Source organism: Parapedobacter defluvii, from assembly GCF_014642075.1.
Lineage (GTDB): Bacteria > Bacteroidota > Bacteroidia > Sphingobacteriales > Sphingobacteriaceae > Parapedobacter > Parapedobacter defluvii.
Genome location: NZ_BMIK01000007.1, coordinates 194,010 through 214,300 on the forward strand (window position 1 = coordinate 194,010; position 20,291 = coordinate 214,300).

Here is a 20,291-nt window from a genome sequence, read left to right on the forward strand (position 1 = left end):
CCGCTTATTCTTCGTTGTTAGCATCGTACCCGCCATCCGCCAACAACTCCCGTGCAAAAGATTCCTGCGATTCGTGCACGTACAATTCGACCTGTCCGAACCGATACGATGAATCCTGCTTATTGATAATTACCGCCGGCACCTGATGCTCTTCCAGCATTTGTTTGGTAATCTCCGCCTGGATGGGATTGGGTGTCACAAACAGTTTAATCCAGTGTTTTTCCATAGCTCCGTGTGTTTTGCTTGATGGCAGTTTTATAGTATTGATATAGCAGGACAGCGGTGAGTACAAAACTAATAAAATAAAGGTAATCGGGAATCTGCTGTGAAAAGTCCAGTTCATCGAGTGATTTACCCTGCCGTTTTAGGTAAAATGCATATACGGTGGCCGTCGCATTATTGATGAAGTGTGCCAACACGGGTAACCAGATGCTTTTACCCCAAAATAAAAGGTATCCAAAAAGAGCCCCCAGCAGCAGCCGTGGCAGAAAGCCGTAGAATTGAAGATGGATGGCACTGAAGATAATGGCAGTAAGCCAGATAGCGGTATGAGGGTTTTTAAACCAGCGGGTCAGAATACCTTGCACACATCCCCGGAACAGAAACTCTTCGCCAATGGCGGCAATGACTGCAACGACAATTAAACTTGTCAGCAGCCCCGTATATGTGGTGTCAGACAGCAGCAGATCGGTCAATCGTTTCTGCTCAGCCTCCTTGACCTTCATCCAATTTTCTACCCCCGATAGTGCTTCCGGAAGCCTCATCTGTTCATTTAGCTTAATAGCCTGTTCAAAAACCGGTGCGGAGAAAAAGAGGATCGCGACGACCAAAAACCACAGGGAAGGGTTTACCCCCGTGCGGAAATCCAAATAGGTGTGCCGATGCTTCTCAATTACTCCCATCAGCAGCGCAGGCAAGACAAACATGCCAATGCTTGATCCGGCCTGCACAATTTTGAGAAAACCGATGTTGGAAATGCTGTCCGATAGGGTTTCTTCCACACTTCCCATGGAAACACCTGTGGCAAGCAGACCGATAAAAACAGAAATCGCCCCCATTACAATGGCTCCCGAAAATACCAAAAGCAAGAGTAAGATTAAGGATTTAACAGGAGGAAAAGTACGTTGTTCAATCATCGGGCTTTCTTCAATTTGGGGATGAAGATACGGATTGCGGTGGATACTAGGAAACCTTGGCTGATTGTTGTGTATAATCGTGGGAAAGCGTAAGTTTGAAATAACTTATGTTAAATAACAAGGGAACATGAAAGCCTTATTATCTGTAATTCCCTTAGTGGTGGTCAGCTGGTTCCCGGCGGCTGCTCAGGAAGAATACGTTCCCCCCCCTTCGCAGACATTGACAACCATCCCTTTCTCACTGGCTGTGGAAAGTGTGGTACTTATCAAGGCGATACTGGTTGGTCATGCCGATACATTGACCTTTATCCTGGACACCGGCAGCAGCGGTATCTCGCTAGACTCTGCCACAGCAAGCTCACTGGGATTGGTTCCGGTCGCCTCGGAAATAAACATACGCGGAATTGCCGGCATGCGGAAAGCAGAATTTGTTTACAACGAACGGTTGAAGTTAAACGAATTAACCGTGGACAGTCTGAATTTTCATATCAACGACTATGAATTCCTGTCCTATGTGTATGGCACCCGTATCGATGGCGTCATCGGATATTCCCTGCTTAGCCGGTATATTCTGAAAATAGACTACGATACTCATGAAATTGAAATTTGTTCCCCGGGTACATTAAAGTATCCACGGGGAGGACATTTATTGAAACCGTTTATCCGCACGCTACCTGTCCAAACAGCCCGTGTACGGGACCATCATAAGGTCACTTCCCGTTTTTTATTTGATATCGGAGCCGGCTTATCCCTGGTTCTGTCGCAGGATTTCGAGCAAGACAGCCTGATTCTCCGCAAGAAACGCAAACGGTTTCCCATACAGGCCCACGGAGTAGGCGGAAAGCTTGTGATGGACATGACACTCGTAAAAGACTTCCGGCTGGGTCCATATCGCTTCCGGAAAGTACCTACCATGATTTTTGAAGACGAGTTCAACGTGACCTCCTACCCCTATCTCGGGGGGCTCATCGGCAACCAGATCCTGAAACGGTTCAACGTTATTTTCAATTATCCACAGCGGGAGATTTACCTGAAGCCCAACACACTGTACCGGGAACCTTTTGAATATTCGTATTCCGGTATGGAGCTTTACTATCTCAATAATGCAATTGTTATCGGTTCCATCGTCAAAGGTTCTCCGGCCGACCTATGCGGTTTTAAAGAAGGGGATATCGTGATTGCCATTGACAACAATGCCAGTCAGGATTTTGCACAGTATAAAAAGGCATTGATGTCAGCAAAAAAGCGGCTGAAGTTGATCATCCGCCGTCAGGACGAGCTCATTGAGATTCCGCTGAAGTTGTTAAGCGTGTTGTAAAATCAAAATCCCTATCTTCGTGTAGCATAATGCTTATGAAAAAATTGGATGTTAACCGACACGAGAAAGAAACCTTGGATGAGGCCATCCGCCATTGGCGCGAACAGGGATTGCTTGAAGAAGTACAGGCCAAACAACTCAATGAGTCCTATGAATTGAAAGGATTTGATTGGAAGCGGCTGGCCCAATATGCTTTTTGGATCGCTCTTTCGTGTATCGTCCTTGCTTTTCTTTCGCTGTTTGCCGATAAGATGGTATTGCAATGGATTGAGAAGATTTATGACACGCCCGATGTAGTGATTTGTTTTTTCTGTCTGGCCCTGGCGATCCTATTTTATAGCTGGGGTTTCCGGAACAAGCGCAAATATCCGCATAAAACATTCAGCAATGAGGCGTTGATGACACTGGGTGTATTCGCAACGGCAGCATTCATCGGCTATCTCGGCAAAATCATCGACAACGGATCGGGGCATTTTTCGCTGCTGTTCCTTGCTTCCGTGATTATATATGGCGTGCTGTCTGTAAAATTATCGTCTAAACTCATCTGGATATTTACACTGGTCAGCTTTGGTATCTGGTTTGCCACGGAAACGGCCTATCACAGCAATTGGGGGTTTCGTTTCTGGGGTATGAATTATCCCCTTCGTTTCACCTTGTTCGGAGCATTGCTTACGGCGTTTGCACTGGTCTGGCAGCAACGCATCAAACCGATAGCCCCTTTTACGTCACTGACCTATATCATCGGTCTTACTTACCTGATGGTTGCGTTGTGGCTGTTGTCTATTTTCGGCAACTACAGCGATATGGATAAATGGTCTGAGGTACGGCAATGGCATATTTTTTATTGGGGCCTGCTGTCTACCGCCATATCCCTGGGGGTCGCATGGTACGGATTGAAACGGCAGGATTACATCGCCCGGGAATTCGGCATCGTCTTTCTGATCATCAATCTCTATACACGGTTTTTCGAATACCTGTGGGATAACATCAACCGGACAGTGTTTTTCCTACTCCTGTCCGTTTCGTTTTGGTACATCGGCCGTTGGGCCGAGCGGATATGGAGCGGAAAAGAAAAAAAGCCTTATAAGTCTGTGGATTGACAAACTTATAAGGGCTTGAAACGCATAGCGATTATTGCTTTACGAACTGGACACTCGCCTGTATCTTCACTTCGTCGCTTACGACGACTGCTCCGGCCTCGGTTACCGCACTCCAGGTAAGCCCAAATTCCTTCCGGCTGATCTTGCCGGCTACTTCAAAACCGGCCTTAAAATTACCATACGGGTCGGTCACCGTACCGCCAAATTCTACATTCAAGGTAATGGGTTTTGTAATGTCGCCAACGGTTAAGTCGCCGTGAAGCAAAAACTCGTCATTACCCTTTTTGTCAATTGACGTGGAAACGAATGTAATTTGGGGGTATTGACCGGCATTGAAGAAATCGGCAGATTTCAGGTGTTCGTCACGCTGCGGCTGATTGGTATCAATGCTGGATGTATCAATGCTGAAATTGACTTTCCCTGTGGTGAAATCCGTTTCATCTTCTGTTACAACCGTTCCATCAAACGAGCGGAAATAACCAGTAACAGTCGTGATCACCAAATGTTTTACTTTAAATGCTACCTCTGAATGGGTAGGATCCAATTTCCATGTAGTTGCCATAGTCCTCCTTTATTTTTTTAGCTAACACAAAAATACGTATCAATGTTTAAACATTCATTGAATTAAGTTAATTTTTTTGAAAAAATCGCACCCTGTTGTGCATAAATCATCCCGTTATTGATGGGTCATTATTACTTTAGGCTATTGGGTTATAATAAGGATTTTATAGGGACTTCATAGGGACATTATAGGGGTAAATACCTATAAAAATCCTTTTACCTCCCTATCAAAAAATAAGAAGATATCCTTAGCATGACAAGGCGGTGGCTCCTCCTCCACAAGTATAATGGAATGTTGAAAAAACTAGTGGATTTCGACGCTATACGTAATATTTACGCCGCCCGCCGCCAACATATCGTGTACGGAACAGTATTTCTTCACGGCCAGTTCGGCTGCCTTCCCGGCCTTCGTCTGATCGATATCCCCTTTCAGGTAAAAAGAGATATGAATATCGGTGAAGATATGAGGGATTTCTTCCCGGCGTTCTCCTTTTACATCGATTTTGACATCGTCGATCTGTTGGCGTTGCTTTTTAAGGATAGTAACCAGATCTAGAGCGCTGCAGGAACCGAGTGCCATCAGCACCAGCTCCATGGGGCGTACACCCAAACCCTCTCCACCTATATCCGGAGAGCCATCGATGTGTACATGTACATCTGTGGAATCGCCGGTTCCTTCGAAGTGAACCGCGTCATTTACGCGTTGGAGTGATATATGCATGGTTGTATTAAATATCTCGTGTCGATTCAATCGTATAAACAAAACTATCAGCCCCGTAATATCCTACGTTCCATTCTATAGGGCGGCTGCCTGGGTCATACACATAACGTTTTCGTTTCAGGATCGGATCACCGACCTTCAGTTCCAATTTTTGGGCCAACAGCGCGTCGGCGGTCATTGCACTGATTTCCTCTTTGGATAATTTTGCAATGGTATTGTGTTCGTTCTCCAGAATGTCGTAAAGTGGTCTTGAGAAATCTTCATTGCCCGTGAGGCCAATACGGGGATTAAAGTACGATATAAAATAAACAAAAGGCCGTTCCTCATTGCCCCTCAGCCGCTCAAGTTTCATCACCTTGGTGTCCGGCCCGATGTCGAAAAATGTGCACAATTCCTCAGTGGGTTTAACCCAACCGATATAAAGTTCATAATTTTTAACCGTAATTCCAAGGGCCCTCATTTCCTGGGTGAAACTCATCCAGTTATTAGCTTTTGACGTAATCGCTGTATTGGCAACCACCGTACCGACTCCTTTTCTACGGATCAAAAGTCCCTCATACACCATTTTATTAATAGCCTGTCGCAACGTACTCCGCGATACGCCCAGTTGTTTCGAAAGGTCTACCTCATTGGGAAGTTTTTTTCCGTTTTTATAATCTGCTGATCGGATTGCCTTCCGAAGCTGCTCCTCAATCTGCACATATAAAGGAAGAGGACTGTCGTGATCCAATGATATTTTCATGTTTCTTACTGGCAATGAATAAAATATTGATGCCTAGGCTGACGCCTGTTTCATATGTCCATACAACCCATTGTATGTCCCCACAAAAATAGTATTCTGCTCATCAAAACCAAAATACTTATATTCCCTTGCTTTTCACGGTGTTTACAATAAATTTTATTGTTTTCTTGGATTTATAGAAAAAAGAGATTTAATTTGTATCTACATATATATGTTCATATGTATATACATATGAAACCAATTACAAAAAGATAACATTTAATCATTCAGTTTAAGACAATCGGCAAAAAAATGAACCTATTTAACGTTGGAATAGACGTAGGGGGTACACACGTATCCTGTGCTTTGGTAAATCGTGACACGGGCAAATTGCTGCCAGAATCGTTACAGGTAGCGGACATTGATTCCAATGGATCGGCCACCCAAATATTGGATGTATTGGCCGGTATATTAGCCAAACTCCCTACAGCATCTGGGAACATCGCTGGAATAGGGATTGCCGTGCCTGGACCCTTTGATTACATCCGGGGTATTTCGAAAATTACGGGAGTCAACAAGTTTGACCGGATATTTGGCCTTCACCTAAGGCAGTTTATCAGGGGGCACATTCCTGCTGAGTGTCCCATTACATTCATCAATGATGCTTCAGCATATGCATGTGGTGAATACGTTGCCGGCGCGGCCAAAGGTAGCACAAGAAGTATCGTGCTGACATTCGGAACCGGATTTGGCAGCACATTTCTGCTGGATGGTGAAATATTGCCGGGCGGGGCGGAGGGAGTTCCCGAGGGCGGATTTTTATACAACATTCCGTATGGCGACAGCATTGCGGATGATTTTTTTGCCACCCGTTGGTTTGTGGGGGAATGGCAAAAAAGCACTGGCCATTCCATCTCAGATGTCAAAGAAATTGCTGATTTAGCAAGAACCGGCAACCAAACCGCAAGCGATATTTTTAATCGGTTTGCCGATAATTTGGCTGAATTCATCGCTCCCTGGATCGAACGATTCAGACCAGACCGGATTGTATTGGGTGGCAATATTTCCAAAGCGGCCGACCTGTTTTTCGATCGGTTGGTATGGGGTATCGGTTCTAACCCACTCTTCCGCGTGAGTGAACTGTGGGATGAAGCACCGATCATAGGTGCAGCGCTGTCTGTACCGGCTGAACCGAATAACGACACGCCACTGCGGAAAACCGAACAATACCTGGCTCCTGCGAAAACAGCACCGACCCCGGAGGGAGTATACGACATCTATCCGGGATTTCCCATCGGATCCGGTCAGATCATGCCGGGGGCCGAGGCCCTGGCGGATTGGCTTGCCGAATACCCGCGGGTTGTCATCGAGGGCTATACCGGGGTTTTCTGGGACAAGCTCATTGCTTCGATAGATCGGCAGTTGCGCAAACAGAACAAGCGGGTGCGCTGGTTTCATGTCGACGCCGCGCTTCTTCCAGAAGCTGACATAAAACACCTGATACAACCTTCCCTGGGCGATCCCGACGACATCTTTGGGAAAATTACCGACAAGAAATTGTCCGACTGGTTTGACAGCGAAAAACTCAGGCAACTTCAACCCGATCCGGGCGCTGACATCAACATTTTGGTAGGTGCCGGATCAAGCCTGGCGGGATGGGACGCGCCGTTAGTTTATGTAGATGTGCCCAAAAATGAATTACAGTTCCGGATGCGCGCACATGCGGTCACCAACCTGGGAATGGAAACTTATGCGGACGACCGGCAGATGTACAAACAGGCTTACTTCGTGGACTGGCGGGTGCTCAACCAACATAAATGCGGGCTGTTGCCACGAATAGACCTGATTGTAGACGAACAGCGCCCCGATGCCTACCTATCTATGTCCGGAGAAAACCTACGCCGGGGATTGGCAGCCATGGGCCGGAATTTCTTCCGCGTACGCCCCTGGTTTGAACCGGGTGCTTGGGGCGGGCAATGGATGAAAGCACATTTTACGGGGTTGAATACCGAGGTAACCAACCTAGCTTGGTCGTTCGAATTAATGGTACTGGAAAATGGATTGATGTTCGAAAGCGATGGCTACCGCCTGGAAGTATCCTTTGACTTTCTGATGTACCAAAGCCACCGTGAAGTACTGGGCGACGGCGCTGCACGCTTCGGATACGAGTTTCCCATCCGCTTTGACTTTCTGGATACGTTTGACGGGGGCAACCTTTCGGTTCAGTGTCATCCGCGCCCCGATTACATCAAAGAGCAGTTCGGTATGCCCTTTACCCAGGATGAGACTTACTACATTCTCGATTGTGAAGAAGACGCAGATGTATACCTCGGGTTCCAGGAAGGAGTGGACGCTGCTGACTTCCACCATCAGCTCATCCGTAGCCAAACCGAAAATGTAGCACTGGATGTAGCGCGGTATGTTCAAAAATTCAAAGCGGAGAAACATGCGCTCTACCTAATCCCCAACGGCACTATACATGCCTCGGGAAAAAACAATCTGGTACTTGAAATCAGCAGTGCCCCATATATCTTTACATTCAAGATGTATGACTGGCTCCGGCTGGACCTGGATGGCAGGCCCCGCCCCATCAACATCGAACACGGGATGCGCAACGTATATTTTGACCGTCAGGGCGACCGGATCCAACGTGAGTTTATCAGCAAACCCTATGTGCTAGCGGAAACAGACGGTTATGTACTGGAACATTTGCCGACCCACCCGGACCATTTCTATGATATCCACCGCTATTCCTTTCACGAACAGATCGCCGTGGAAACAACCAACAAATGCCATGTATGGATGCTTGTAGAAGGGAAGTCGGTATGGGTCGAAACGGAAGACGGAATGAAACAGCGGTTCAACTTTGCGGAAACATTCGTGATTCCCGCTGCCGCAAAAGCATATACGATAACCAATGAAAGTAATGGAAGAGTTTTGATGGTCAAAGCCTTCCTAAAAGACTAAAACCAGATGAATTATGATAAACAGTATCGTTAGACTCCTTTCGCTCGTTGGGTTGGGCCTAGCCACCCTCCTAGCCTGCGAAGAAGACAGCAGCATCGCTATTGAGTCAAAAGTAGCATTGGACAAGACAACGACATCCGGGAAAATCGGAGACGTCATCACCGCAAATGTGACGTTGAAAGGAAGTGATGTTCAAAAATTAGTGGTCACCAAATCAATCAATGGCGTCCCCGCGCCGGATTTTTCGGTGGAAATCCCCCTAACTGCAGGAAATGATTCGTATCCATTCTCGCAAATGATCCTAGCGGGAGACGAGGAGGGAACCCTGGTTTACACGTTCAGCGGTTTTAATGGTTCAGGGGCACTGATAGACGCTTCGGACCTTGCTGTTTCCGTACGCCTTTCGGGTGTACCGCTGCTCACACGCTATGACTGGCGGCTCGCCCAGCAGATTACCGGGGGAGACAACACGCTCACAGACGCCATGCGGGACAATGTGTACCGCCTCAATGCCGATTATTCCTGGCAATACGATTGGGGTGCCAGCGGCCCCACCAATTTTGAGGATCTCAATCAGTACTGTGCCTGGAAGATCATCGGCAACGAATCGCAGGTGGATTCCATTTATCTGATCAAATTCGGGTTCCTGGCAGCAACTCCCACCTTGGAAGGATACAAAGTAACCAAGCTGGAGGGCGAGGATCTGTGGTTGGAAACCACGATGGACCTGTCGTGGCTTGGATTATCGGCAGAGACACCGGTGATTGAAAAATACATCGGTATCGCAAAATCGAGCGATTTCACACCGTATAGAGGTGCCAATCCGGCAGACTACTCATGGGGCAATTGTACACCGGGTGCCTATTAAGCAACATAACGTTTATGAAGAGGTATGTAATTACGACATTGTGTTTGGTGATAGCCGGCCAGCTGATGGCAGGCCCCGACAACATCGCGCCGTCTGCAAAAGTAACCGCTTCTTCGGTTAACAGCCCAAAGGCTTTGGAGCGGGGACTGATAGACGGGCTTATCGGGATCGAAAATAAAGGAGAATGGTCATCGCAGAGTACCTTGACTTCCTGGGGTGCGATTGATTATCCCTGGGTTCAACTGGATTGGAACCAGCCACAACGGATCAACCGCATCGTGCTGTATGACCGGGCGACCCGGGATAGCCATACCGCAGGTGGTACCCTGTATTTCAGCGATGGAAGCAGCTTAGCGGTAAGTGCTATTCCCAACGACGGTCGGGCAAAAACGATAGATTTCCCCGAGAAAGAGGTGGTATGGGTCCGGTTTGAGGTAACAGACGGTGATGGCTTACAGCTGGGCCTGTCGGAAATGGAAGTATATCCCACAGCCGGCAATACTGTTGATTTTGTATCGAAGGTGGATCCGTATATCGAATCGGCCCGTGGCCGTTACTTCTTTTTTGTGACCGGCAACCAACCGTTTGGCATGATCGGTGCGGCCCCGCTGACACGTAACAAAAACCAGTACGGCGGTGGTTATAATTACAATTCGCTGGAAGTGCTCGGCTTTCCGCAGGTGCATGGCTGGATGCTTTCGGGCATTACCCTGATGCCGACTACCGGTACGGTAGACCCAAGGAAAGGGGAGCAGTATTGGAAATCGAAGTTCAGCCACGACGGTGAAATCGTACAGCCCGCCTACCACCGCCTGTTTCTGGAAGACTACGGCATCTGGGTAGAGCAGACCGCCACTGAGCGGGTGAGTTTTTACCGATTGCGCTATACCAAAAATACCGCGTCCGATATTCTGCTCAACCTTGGCGGGTACCTCGGCGAAACGACGATGACAGATGCCGATGTACGCAGGGTAAGCGATACCGAACTGGAAGGATCGGTGATATCCACGGGGCGTTTCTGGGGTGGCCCGGACAAGGTAAAAATATTCTTCGTGATGAAGTTTGACAAACCCTTTCACACACTTGATGGGTGGAACGGCAGTGAAACCTACAGCCAGGTGACCCGCCTGAAAGGTAGCAGCGAGGTACATCCGAAGAATGCGGGTGAGTCTTACGTCGACGCTCCCACCGCTGGGGTATCGGCACGCTATGCCGTAGCAGCAGGCGAACAAATCCAGGTGAAATTTGCCATTTCCTATACCAGCGTGGAAAACGCGCGGAACAACCTGAATGCGGAATGCGATCACTGGGACTTCGACGCGGTACGAGCTCAATCGAGGGCAGTATGGAATGAATACCTGGGCCGGATCGACGTGAAAGGGGGAACCGAGGCACAGCGGGTGAAGTTCTATACCGATCTATGGCATGTGTTGATGGGAAGACACAAAATCGACGATGTGTCTGGCGATTATCCGGACTATACGCAGGGTGACCGTGAAGGGCGGTTTACCAAAAATGCCCGGTTGATTGTACGGACACTTCCCAAGAATCCCGACGGCAGCGTACGCTTCCACATGTACAATTCGGACGCCTTCTGGCTGACACAGTGGAATCTCAACGTATTATGGGGCCTGGCATGGCCAGAAGTACTCGATGATTTCGCGGCAAGCCTGGTACAATACGCCAAAAATGGGGGGCTATTGCCCCGCGGACCCAATGTGGGCGGGTATTCCTTTATCATGACAAGTTGCCCGGCAACCAATTTAATTACCAGTGCCTATCAAAAGGGCATGCTGACCAAGATGGACCCCGCAGATGCCTACCTTGCGATGGTGGAAAACCACAAGCCGGGAGGAATGCTGGGTCCCAAAGAAGAAATAGCGTTTTACATTAAAAACGGCTATTATCCCGGAAATGCAGGTATTACCATAGAGGCGGCTTTTCAGGACTGGGCATTGAGTCAAATGGCCGAGAAAATGGGAAAAGGAAAAGACGCTGTTTACTACGCCAAACGATCCATGGGATGGAAAAAGCTATTCCGGCCGGATCAGCAGCTAATTTTCCCTAAGGATGCGGACGGCCGGTGGCTGCATGACGACCCGTTGAGCGGCCAGGGCTGGATCGAAGCCAATGCTTGGCAGGCTACATGGGGTCTGTCGCACGCGGTCCCGGAGCTGGCACAACTGATGGGTGGAAACGATGCATTCTGCAAAAAGCTGAATCATGCCTTCGAGCAATCCGCCAAAGACGATTTTGTTTTCGGCTACAGCAACGGGTATGTAAGTTATGCCAACCAACCGGGCTGTTCCAATGCGCACGTATTCAGCCATGCCGACCAACCGTGGCTGACCCAATACTGGGTGAGGCGGGTGAAGGAACAGGCCTATGGCGCCATCACCCCGGATAAAGGATATGGGGGGCATGACGAAGACCAGGGACAGATGGGTGGCGTAAGTGCCCTGATGGCCATCGGGCTGTTCAACATCCAGGGGAACAGCGGCATTAACCCCCGGTATGACCTCACAAGCCCGATTTTCGATGAGGTCACCATCAAGCTCCATCCGGACTATTACCAAGGGACCGCATTCAAAATCAAGGTAAACAACAATTCGAAAGATAACTGCTATATCCAGCGGACGGCATTGAATGGGACGGATTTCAGTCATTTTCAATTGAGTCATTCCGATTTCGCCCAGGGAGGCGAACTGGAGATGTGGCTGGGTCCCACTCCCAACAAAAACTGGGGTATTCAAAAACAATAAGTGATTAACCAATTATTCTGACATGAAACATAGATTATGGGTATTATTCGGTTCCCTGCTTTTCGTGCTCGCCGGACCACGGGTCCAGGCGCAGCAGCAATCTTACCAAGGGAATGTTAAAGACACCGATGGTGCGCCACTTTCCGGGGTGAGCATCGCGATCAAGGAAACATCAACGGGCACGGTAACCGATGGTAACGGTTCATTTACGATACAGGCGAAACGCGGCGATTACCTGGTGTTCTCGTACGTCGGCTACGAAGGGCAGGAAATCCTACTCGGCGAAAGCCGGACGGTAGACGTCGTCCTAAGTCCGCAGGTGAATCTGCTGGAAGAAATGGTTGTGGTGGGATACGGGCAGGTGCGGAAAGGCGACCTTACTTCCGCTATTTCGAGTGTAAAAGCAGCGGATCTAGTGAAAACTTCGGTCACTTCACTCGATCAGGGCCTTCAAGGACGGGCGGCCGGAATGGTAGTAACCAATACATCGGGCCAGCCCGGCGCGGCAACCTCCATCCGCATACGGGGGACCAGCTCCATTATGGGTACAAATGAACCGCTGTATGTGATAGACGGTATCCCGGTAATCGGCGAAGGTTCCACGAGTACGGGCATGTTCCACAGTCCGGCACTCAATTCGTTGACAAGCATCAATCCCGGCGACGTCGAGTCCATCGAGATCCTCAAAGACGCCTCCGCCACCGCCATCTATGGCGCAAGGGGTGCAAACGGCGTGATCCTGATTACTACCAAACGCGGATCAAGCGGACGTGTCAAGACCTCATTCAATGCTTATTACGGTTTGCAGCAGGTGGCCAATACGATGAATATGCTCAACGCAGAGCAGCTGGCCATGCTGGGCAACGAAGCGGCCGATAATGCAAACATTGACCGGAAACTGATTTTTGCGGACCTGAACAACCTCCGGAAACGGAGCACGGACTGGCAGAGCGAGATCTTCCGGATAGCGCCCATCCAAAATTACGAATTGAGTTTTTCGGGTGGAAATGACGCCGCAGCTTATTTTTTATCGGCCAATTACATGGGTCAGGACGGGATCATCATCGGGTCGGACTTCAACAAAGCGAACGTCCGGCTTAATCTCGATCAACGGATCGGCTCGCGGCTGAAAGTCGGTACTTCGTTAAATGTGTCGCACAGTTCATCGAACGGTGTCGTAACCAACTCCGAGGGTGCATTTGCATCCAGCATTACCTCGTGGGCGCTGGAAATGAATCCAGCTTTGCCTGTGCGCCAGGCAGATGGTTCGTATGTCTACGAAAACAACACCTCCAACCCTGCAGTGGGAAACCCGGTACAGGATGCGAACGAATTTAAGCAATTGAACAAAACCGCACGGGCCCTGGGCAACTTCTACGCAGACCTGACCCTGGCAGAGGGGCTGAACTTCAAGTCGAGCGTCGGGATTGACTATTATCAGGTCAAGGAACAGAGCTTTTCTTCCAAGGACATCAAGCGGGGCGAAAGCAACGGTGGCAGTGCCAGTGTAGGTACGGTGGATGGTTATACCTGGTTGTGGGAGAACACGTTGAATTATAACCGGAGGTTCGGCACCCAGCATCAGCTGAATGCCGTGGCGGGTATGACGGTACAGGCATTTGAAGGTCAGAACCTGGCGGTAGCCAATTCGGAATTCAACGATGGCCGTCTGGGATATTACGCCATTCAGGCGGGTGCCCGCAGGCAGATCACCAATTCGGGTTATTCCGGCTGGCAGATGTTGTCTTACCTCGCCCGTGCCAACTACTCTTATGCCAACCGGTACCTGGTTACGCTGACCGGACGGGTGGACGGCTCTTCCAAGTTCGGCGCCAACAACCGGTACGGTTTCTTCCCCTCGGCAGCGGTTGCATGGCGTGCATCGGAAGAACAGTTTCTGCAGGACTGGGAAAGCCTGAGCGACCTGAAAATCCGCGTAGGCTACGGGGTGGTCGGCAACGAAGGAATTCCGCCCTACAGCTCGCAGGGCCTGTTGCTGAACATGGAAGCCTATATCGGCGATAGCGAAATTATCAAAGGACAGGCCCCCTATACCCTGAACAACAAGGAACTGAAATGGGAAACAACGGCCCAGTTTGACGTGGGACTGGACGTAGGACTGTTCAACAACCGGTATTCCCTTACCGCTGATTTCTACATCAAGAAAACCAGCGACCTGTTGCTCAATGTACCCGTTGCATTCCATACCGGATACGACCTGGCGATGCAGAACGTGGGCGATATGGAAAACCGAGGGTTTGAGGTGGCACTGAATGCCGTACCTGTTGACGGGAACCGGTTTAAGTGGGACGCAAACCTAACCTTCGGGTTTAACCGCAACAAGGTGACCAACCTGGTGGGTACGGAAGAGGGGCTGATCGGTGCCTCCATCATGGGCATCTCCAACTGGACCCGGGTAAAAGAGGGTACACCCATCGGCACAATGTACGGCTATAAAACCGATGGCATTGCCCAACTGAATGAAAACCTTGGCGAGATCCCCTATTTTCCGGGACGGAGCATCCTGTACGGAGACCGCAAATACGTAGATAAAAACGGGGATGGCGGATTGAATGAAGCCGACCTGTTTGTACTCGGCAATGCGAATCCCGATTTTACCTACGGCTGGAACAACACCTTCAGTTTCAATCTAGGTGAACGGGCAGGAAACATACACCTTTCATTGTTCTTGCAGGGCGTATACGGCAATGAGATCGCTAACTTCAACAAATTTGCGCTGGAGAGCTTTGACGGTACCCGTAACAATACGACAACGGCGTTGGAGCGCTGGACACCCGACAATCCCAGTAACCGGTATCCGCGGGCGAATGCTACGCCGATGGCGGCCGTGATGTCAGACCATCAGCTAGAGGACGGATCATACCTGCGGGTGAAAGACGTGACGCTTGCATACGACCTGCCGAATACCTGGTTACGCAACATCCGGAGCTCTGCCCTGCAGATCGCCGTGGGCGCCAAAAATATATATACGTTTACCAACTACTCGGGGTTTGACCCGGAAGTGAGCCGCTTTGGTGCCGATAACTTGAGTATGGGTGCTGATTACGGTACCTATCCGATGCCTAAATTATACACCATTAGTTTGAAGGCTAATTTTTAATTAGAGAAGATATGAACGCATTAACCACTCAACTTCGGATTGCCTTGCTTTCAGCCTGCCTGTGCACGGCCTGTGGAGATTTTTTAGACGAAGTGCCGAAATCGACCGTCACCTCCGAAAACTACTACAAGACCCGGGAAGATGCCATTGCAGCAACCGATGCCATATACGACTACCTGATTTCCGGTTATGCACCGGGGGGATTGTGGGATGAGAATTTCGGCGGATTGTTCTTCAATGATTTTTGGGAGCTGCCGGAACTGATGTCTGACAATATGACGAGCAAGCAATCGTCTGTTGACTTCGTTTCTACATCCAATTTCCAGATAGACGCATTCAACAGCCGGATACGGATTCTATGGCGCGATTTCTATCAGACGATCAATGCCTGCAATACGGTCATCCAAAAAGTACCTGACATCCCGATGGATGAGGTATTGAAGAATCAACTGGTTGCCGAGGCCCGCTTTTTCAGGGCGTTATGCTACTTCGAGCTTACACGCTTTTTCGGTGATGTACCCTTGCATACCGCGCCCGTGGAGAACGTCAGCGCCGCCAACATCGAACGTACGCCAACCGATCAGATTTACCCTGTCGTTTTGGAAGACCTGGCTTTCGCCGAAGCAAACCTGACCTATGCCGACCGATTGGGTTTCGGCAGGCCCTATGCACGCTCTGCGTCCGCATTGCTCGCACGTGTTTACCTGACACTGGGGGTGAAGCAGAGCAACACCACTTACCTGACGCAGGCGGTTGAAAAAGCCGACCTGGTCATCCCCGAGTTCCCGTTGTTCAGTGGGCCCACCGGCTATGCCGATATCTTCAAACTCAGCAACCGCTTCAAGGGCGAACACATCTGGGAGGTCAACTTCAACGCCACATTGAGCCAGGGATGGAAAGGCAACCAGTTTCTGGTACGCCTGCTGCCACAGATGGACACTGGCAAAGGTGGACCGGCCAACGGGCAGGGATACGATGCTGCTACAGCAGCACTGTATTCCGCTTTCGACCCCATGGATGCGCGGCGGGACGTTACTTTATTCAAAAGTTTCACCTACAGCGACAACACGACGGAAAATTTCAGTGACCCGTACTTCTGCAAATACTGGGACCGCGTGGCAGAGCCGAACGGCAACGAATCGGACGCAACCTACCCGTATCTACGCACCGCAGAAATGTACCTCATCAAAGCGGAAGCACTCAACGAGCTTAACAACGGCCCTAACGGGGAGGCAAAGGCTGCCCTCAACGCCATCCGTCACCGGGCCGGGCTGGGAGATACACCTGCCGGAAATTATGCGGATTTCAAGAAAGCGGTACTGGCGGAGCGAAGACTGGAGTTTGCCGGAGAAGGTCACCGCTGGCACGACCTCGTGCGGATGTGCACCCTGGAAGAGCTGAGCACGCTGGTGAAAGCTGCTAAACCCAACGCGCAACCGAAGGCAGCCAATCTGCTCTTTCCGATCCCACAGCGGGAACGGGATATCACCAACGGAAAGCTGACCCAAAATGAAGGTTATTAAATACGTTGGGACCTGGGGCGTGGCGTACTGCCTATTGGCCGTACCCGTCTATGCAACTACCTGCAACGGCGTTGAGATCCATGTGCAGGACAAACGTGCGGATACGTTGGCACAGCGGAAACAGGAACCCAATGCGGTCGAACTATTTCCGCAGTTTACCGACAGGCTGATGCCCGAACGAGGTAGCGGGGTAACGGGTGGCGATGGATCCATATCCATCGACCTACAGGATGGCAGAAGCCTCTTTATGTGGGGCGATAGCTTCCTTGGAGAAGTGATTGACGGGAAACGACCCCGGGAGACCTCCAAACTGGTGATCGGAAACATCTTTACCGTACTGTCGCACGACACGGTGCTGTCGTATTTCCGGGGGACAGCCACACATCCGGAATCGTGGCTGGTTCCGGATACGACGAAAGGTACCGGAAATTGGTATTGGCCGGGAAATGGATTTGTCCGCGATAAACGACTGCACTTATTTATGTCTGAATTCCGTCGCACGGGCAATCAGATTTTCGATTTCGGATACGTGGGCTGTGATTACTTCATCCTGGATGCAGAAACACTGGAACCCCTTGAAAAACATAATTTTCCGGCTGCCAACGTCAAGGGTGTCCACTATGGGCATGCTGTGGTGGACGATGGGACGTATGTTTACAACTATGGCACGTTGACGGATTCGACGGGTTTTGCCCGGGTACATGTAGCCAGGGCAACCCTGACAGACGGTGTATTGCAGGATTGGCAGTATTATTCGGATGGGAACTGGGCAGACAACCCAGCTGCCTCCACCCCACTGCAGGGAATACAGACCAACGTATCGGAACAGTTCAACGTGTTTAAGTTAAAGGGGCGGTACGTATTGGTAACCCAAACACGCAGCCAGGAAAATGAGGTATTTGTCGCCCTTTCGGACCATCCTGCGGGGCCTTTCAGCCAAGAGAAGAAAATTTTCAAGGTGTCCGAACCGTTGGCCGAGAAAAAAATGTTTGCATATAACACGATGGTCCATCCGCAATTTCAGAAAGAGGATCGTATATTGATGTGCTATAATGTGAATTGCTATGAAGAAGCAGATTTATTTAATCATGCTTCGTATTATAAGCCGAGATTCTTTTGGGTACCGATCAAAGCGATCTTAGGCGACTGAACAGAACGAACATGAACAGAGCAAAAACAGTCTTCGCACTCCTGCCGATCGTTTTCGGCTTCTTTATCACCGGATTTGTCGATGTGGTGGGGATTTCCTCCAGTTATGTCCAACGTGATTTCAACCTCAGCGATACGATGGCAAATTTCCTGCCTTTCGCTGTATTCATCTGGTTCTTCATCTTTTCCATCCCCACGGGTATGTTGATGAACAGGGTCGGACGCAAGACAACCGTACAGATCAGCAATGGCATCACACTCGTTGCCATGATGATCCCTTTTGTATACTATTCGTACGCCTCCTGTTTGCTAGCCTTTGGCTTGCTGGGCATTGCCAATACCATGCTCCAAGTAGCCCAGAATCCGTTACTGGCCAACGTGGTGTCGGGCAAACAACTGACCGGCGCATTGACCACCGGCCAGTTCATCAAAGCCATTTCATCGTTTTCAGGGCCGTTTATCGCGGCATTTGCAGCCTCCTACTTTGGCAGCTGGCAAACCATGTTTCCCCTTTTTGCGGGTATTACGCTGATCTCATCCATTTGGCTGCAGGTGTCACCGATTCCCAGGGAACAACAGAATCAGCAACCCTCCACTTTTCCGGAAGTATGGGGTCTATTATCCAATAAAACAGTTTTATTGCTTTTTCTGGGCATCCTGTTTATCGTAGGGCTGGATGTCGGAATAAACATTACCACTCCTAAATTGTTAATGGAACGATGCCAGCTCCCACTGCAAGAAGCCGGCTATGGCGTGAGTGTTTATTTTGCCTGCCGTACGATAGGCACGTTTATCGGCGCCTTTTTGCTGGCCCGCTATTCTGCATCGGGTTTACTTAAAATCAGCACGTTAGTAGCTGTTTCAGCGTTGGCACTCTTGTTCTCTGCATCGGACAAAATGACGATCTTCCTGTTGGTAGGCATCGTCGGTTTTGCCGGAGCCAATGTTTTCCCGATCTTGTTCTCGATGGCATTGGGCACCCTTCCTGACAAAGCCAATGAAATATCGGGATTGATGGTGACCGGTGTGGCGGGAGGTGCGCTCATCCCACTGGTAATGGGCGTCATAACGGACCACTGGGGCAGTCAGCTAGGAGCCGTTGCCGTCATTATGTGTTGTTCCGTTTACCTGTTGGCCTGTGCATTCCTATTGAAACCCCGCACCACAACTTGACATTACCTATACTGTGATGAAGAAGAAAAAACATATCCTTTTGATGGCCGGGTTGCTAGGCTTCCTACTCTTTACAGCATCCTGCAGTGATAAATCCACAAAGCCTGCGGATGAGGGGGATCCTTCGGATCCATCCGGTCAGTTTGATGAGTCGGGACTGACCCGGCAGGAGAACGACGGATCGTGGGACAGCTCCGTCATTGTGTACCGGGATGATACCTATGACCATTACTTTACCCGTTTTGAAGGGTTTACAGGGGCGGATGCTGCATATTCCACCTTGCTTCCAAACGGCGATATTTTCTGGTCGTTCGGTGATTCCTGGTTTGGGAAAGTAAGCGCAAACCGAAGCCGCGACGCCACTACTTCCTTTTTTGTACGGAATGCAGCCATGGTACAGCATGGGGAATGTTTCGATTGTTTTTCGGCATTAAATGACCATGGACCGCAATCAGCAAAGACACTTTTGCTGCACAAACAGGATCCCGACCATTGGTACTGGCCGTATGATGCGACCGTCCACGACAATAAGCTGCATTTCCTGATCAGCCATGTGACTAAGACGGAGGAGGGCGGAATGTGGGGTTTCAAAACAGTGGGGTCAGACCTAGCAATTTTTTCCTTACCGGAGCTGTCGCTGGACACGATCATCGCCGACAAATACAAGGGGGAGGCTACTTTCGGCTCCTGTCTGTTGGAAGATGGCGACTATACCTACATTTACGGAACGGTATCGGGGTATCTATCAAAGCGGGTCAGCATTGCCCGTGCACCCCAAGGGGATTTAACAGCCGACTGGGAATTCTGGAACGGTACAGGGTGGCAGTCTTCACCCAGCGACTACACAATGCCCGACCTGGATGCATCCGATCAGTTCAGTGTTTTTAAGGTGGGTGATACCTATTACCTATTTACCCAGGAAATTCTTTTTGGGACGCGCTTATTCCTGTATGAGGGCGACAGTCCCTCGGGTCCATTTACAAACAAGCGGATACTATACAACATCCCTACTCAGTTTCCCGAAACGTTTACGTACAATGCATTGGTTCATCCGGAACTTTCAAAACAAGGGGAATTGGTTATTTCGTATTGCATCAACACAAATAACTTTCAAGACCAATTCACCAACGCCGACACCTACCGGCCCTATTTTTTACGGATACGGTATTGA

15 protein-coding genes are annotated in these 20,291 nt (G+C 49.7%); 10 read left to right on the forward strand and 5 right to left on the reverse strand.

The features are described from left to right. Nucleotides 1-4: 4 nt before the first annotated feature. Both IEX60_RS12270 and IEX60_RS12275 read right to left on the reverse strand, forming a co-directional pair. Nucleotides 5-226 (reverse strand): putative signal transducing protein, encoded by a 222-nt coding sequence (locus IEX60_RS12270; protein WP_188751022.1) that lies wholly within the window; start codon nt 224-226, stop codon nt 5-7. Continuing rightward, nucleotides 207-1,136 carry a CPBP family intramembrane glutamic endopeptidase gene (locus tag IEX60_RS12275; RefSeq protein ID WP_188751024.1) on the reverse strand — a complete coding sequence of 310 codons (930 nt, stop codon included), beginning with the start codon at nt 1,134-1,136 and terminating at the stop codon, nt 207-209. The genes IEX60_RS12270 and IEX60_RS12275 overlap by 20 nt, the downstream gene beginning before the upstream one ends. Before the next feature lie 127 nt (nt 1,137-1,263). On the opposite strand from IEX60_RS12275, the gene IEX60_RS12280 reads away from it, so the two are divergent. After that, nucleotides 1,264-2,454 carry an aspartyl protease family protein gene (locus IEX60_RS12280; RefSeq protein WP_188751027.1) on the forward strand — a complete coding sequence of 397 codons (1,191 nt, stop codon included), beginning with the start codon at nt 1,264-1,266 and terminating at the stop codon, nt 2,452-2,454. A 35-nt stretch (nt 2,455-2,489) separates the two neighbouring features. After that, complete coding sequence (locus IEX60_RS12285) at nt 2,490-3,554, forward strand: DUF2157 domain-containing protein (protein ID WP_188751029.1); 1,065 nt, start codon at nt 2,490-2,492, stop codon at nt 3,552-3,554. A gap of 31 nt (nt 3,555-3,585) precedes the next feature. Here the strand turns inward: IEX60_RS12285 and IEX60_RS12290 are convergent, their stop codons facing one another. From IEX60_RS12290 to IEX60_RS12300, 3 genes are all read right to left on the reverse strand, one after another. Continuing rightward, nucleotides 3,586-4,116: a YceI family protein gene (locus tag IEX60_RS12290; RefSeq protein ID WP_188751031.1), complete on the reverse strand. Its 531-nt coding sequence runs from the start codon at nt 4,114-4,116 to the stop codon at nt 3,586-3,588. Between the two features lie 303 nt (nt 4,117-4,419). Continuing rightward, nucleotides 4,420-4,836: an OsmC family protein gene (locus tag IEX60_RS12295; protein WP_188751033.1), complete on the reverse strand. Its 417-nt coding sequence runs from the start codon at nt 4,834-4,836 to the stop codon at nt 4,420-4,422. 7 nt (nt 4,837-4,843) lie between these two features. Beyond that, nucleotides 4,844-5,578 carry a GntR family transcriptional regulator gene (locus tag IEX60_RS12300; RefSeq protein WP_188751035.1) on the reverse strand — a complete coding sequence of 245 codons (735 nt, stop codon included), beginning with the start codon at nt 5,576-5,578 and terminating at the stop codon, nt 4,844-4,846. Nucleotides 5,579-5,869: 291 nt separating this feature from the next. On the opposite strand from IEX60_RS12300, the gene IEX60_RS12305 reads away from it, so the two are divergent. Genes IEX60_RS12305 through IEX60_RS12340 form a run of 8 tightly spaced genes read left to right on the forward strand, consistent with a single transcriptional unit; the run spans nt 5,870 to nt 20,291 of the window. Continuing rightward, on the forward strand, nt 5,870-8,524 hold the full coding sequence (locus IEX60_RS12305; protein ID WP_188751037.1) for an ROK family protein: 2,655 nt from the start codon (nt 5,870-5,872) through the stop codon (nt 8,522-8,524). 13 nt (nt 8,525-8,537) lie between these two features. Next, on the forward strand, nt 8,538-9,392 hold the full coding sequence (locus IEX60_RS12310; RefSeq protein ID WP_188751039.1) for a hypothetical protein: 855 nt from the start codon (nt 8,538-8,540) through the stop codon (nt 9,390-9,392). Between the two features lie 14 nt (nt 9,393-9,406). Then, nucleotides 9,407-12,154 (forward strand): GH92 family glycosyl hydrolase, encoded by a 2,748-nt coding sequence (locus IEX60_RS12315; protein WP_188751042.1) that lies wholly within the window; start codon nt 9,407-9,409, stop codon nt 12,152-12,154. 22 nt (nt 12,155-12,176) lie between these two features. After that, nucleotides 12,177-15,275: a SusC/RagA family TonB-linked outer membrane protein gene (locus tag IEX60_RS12320; protein ID WP_188751044.1), complete on the forward strand. Its 3,099-nt coding sequence runs from the start codon at nt 12,177-12,179 to the stop codon at nt 15,273-15,275. 11 nt (nt 15,276-15,286) lie between these two features. Next, entirely contained in the window at nt 15,287-16,798 is a 1,512-nt protein-coding gene (locus tag IEX60_RS12325) for a RagB/SusD family nutrient uptake outer membrane protein (RefSeq protein WP_188751047.1), read from the forward strand. After that, a complete protein-coding gene (locus IEX60_RS12330; protein ID WP_188751049.1) occupies nt 16,785-17,948 on the forward strand; it encodes a DUF5005 domain-containing protein in 1,164 nt (387 codons plus the stop codon). The genes IEX60_RS12325 and IEX60_RS12330 overlap by 14 nt, the downstream gene beginning before the upstream one ends. A gap of 11 nt (nt 17,949-17,959) precedes the next feature. Continuing rightward, nucleotides 17,960-19,120, forward strand: coding sequence for an MFS transporter (locus IEX60_RS12335; protein WP_188751051.1), 1,161 nt, complete (start codon nt 17,960-17,962; stop codon nt 19,118-19,120). Between the two features lie 16 nt (nt 19,121-19,136). Then, nucleotides 19,137-20,291, forward strand: a complete 1,155-nt coding sequence (locus IEX60_RS12340; RefSeq protein ID WP_188751053.1) for a DUF5005 domain-containing protein — start codon at nt 19,137-19,139, stop codon at nt 20,289-20,291.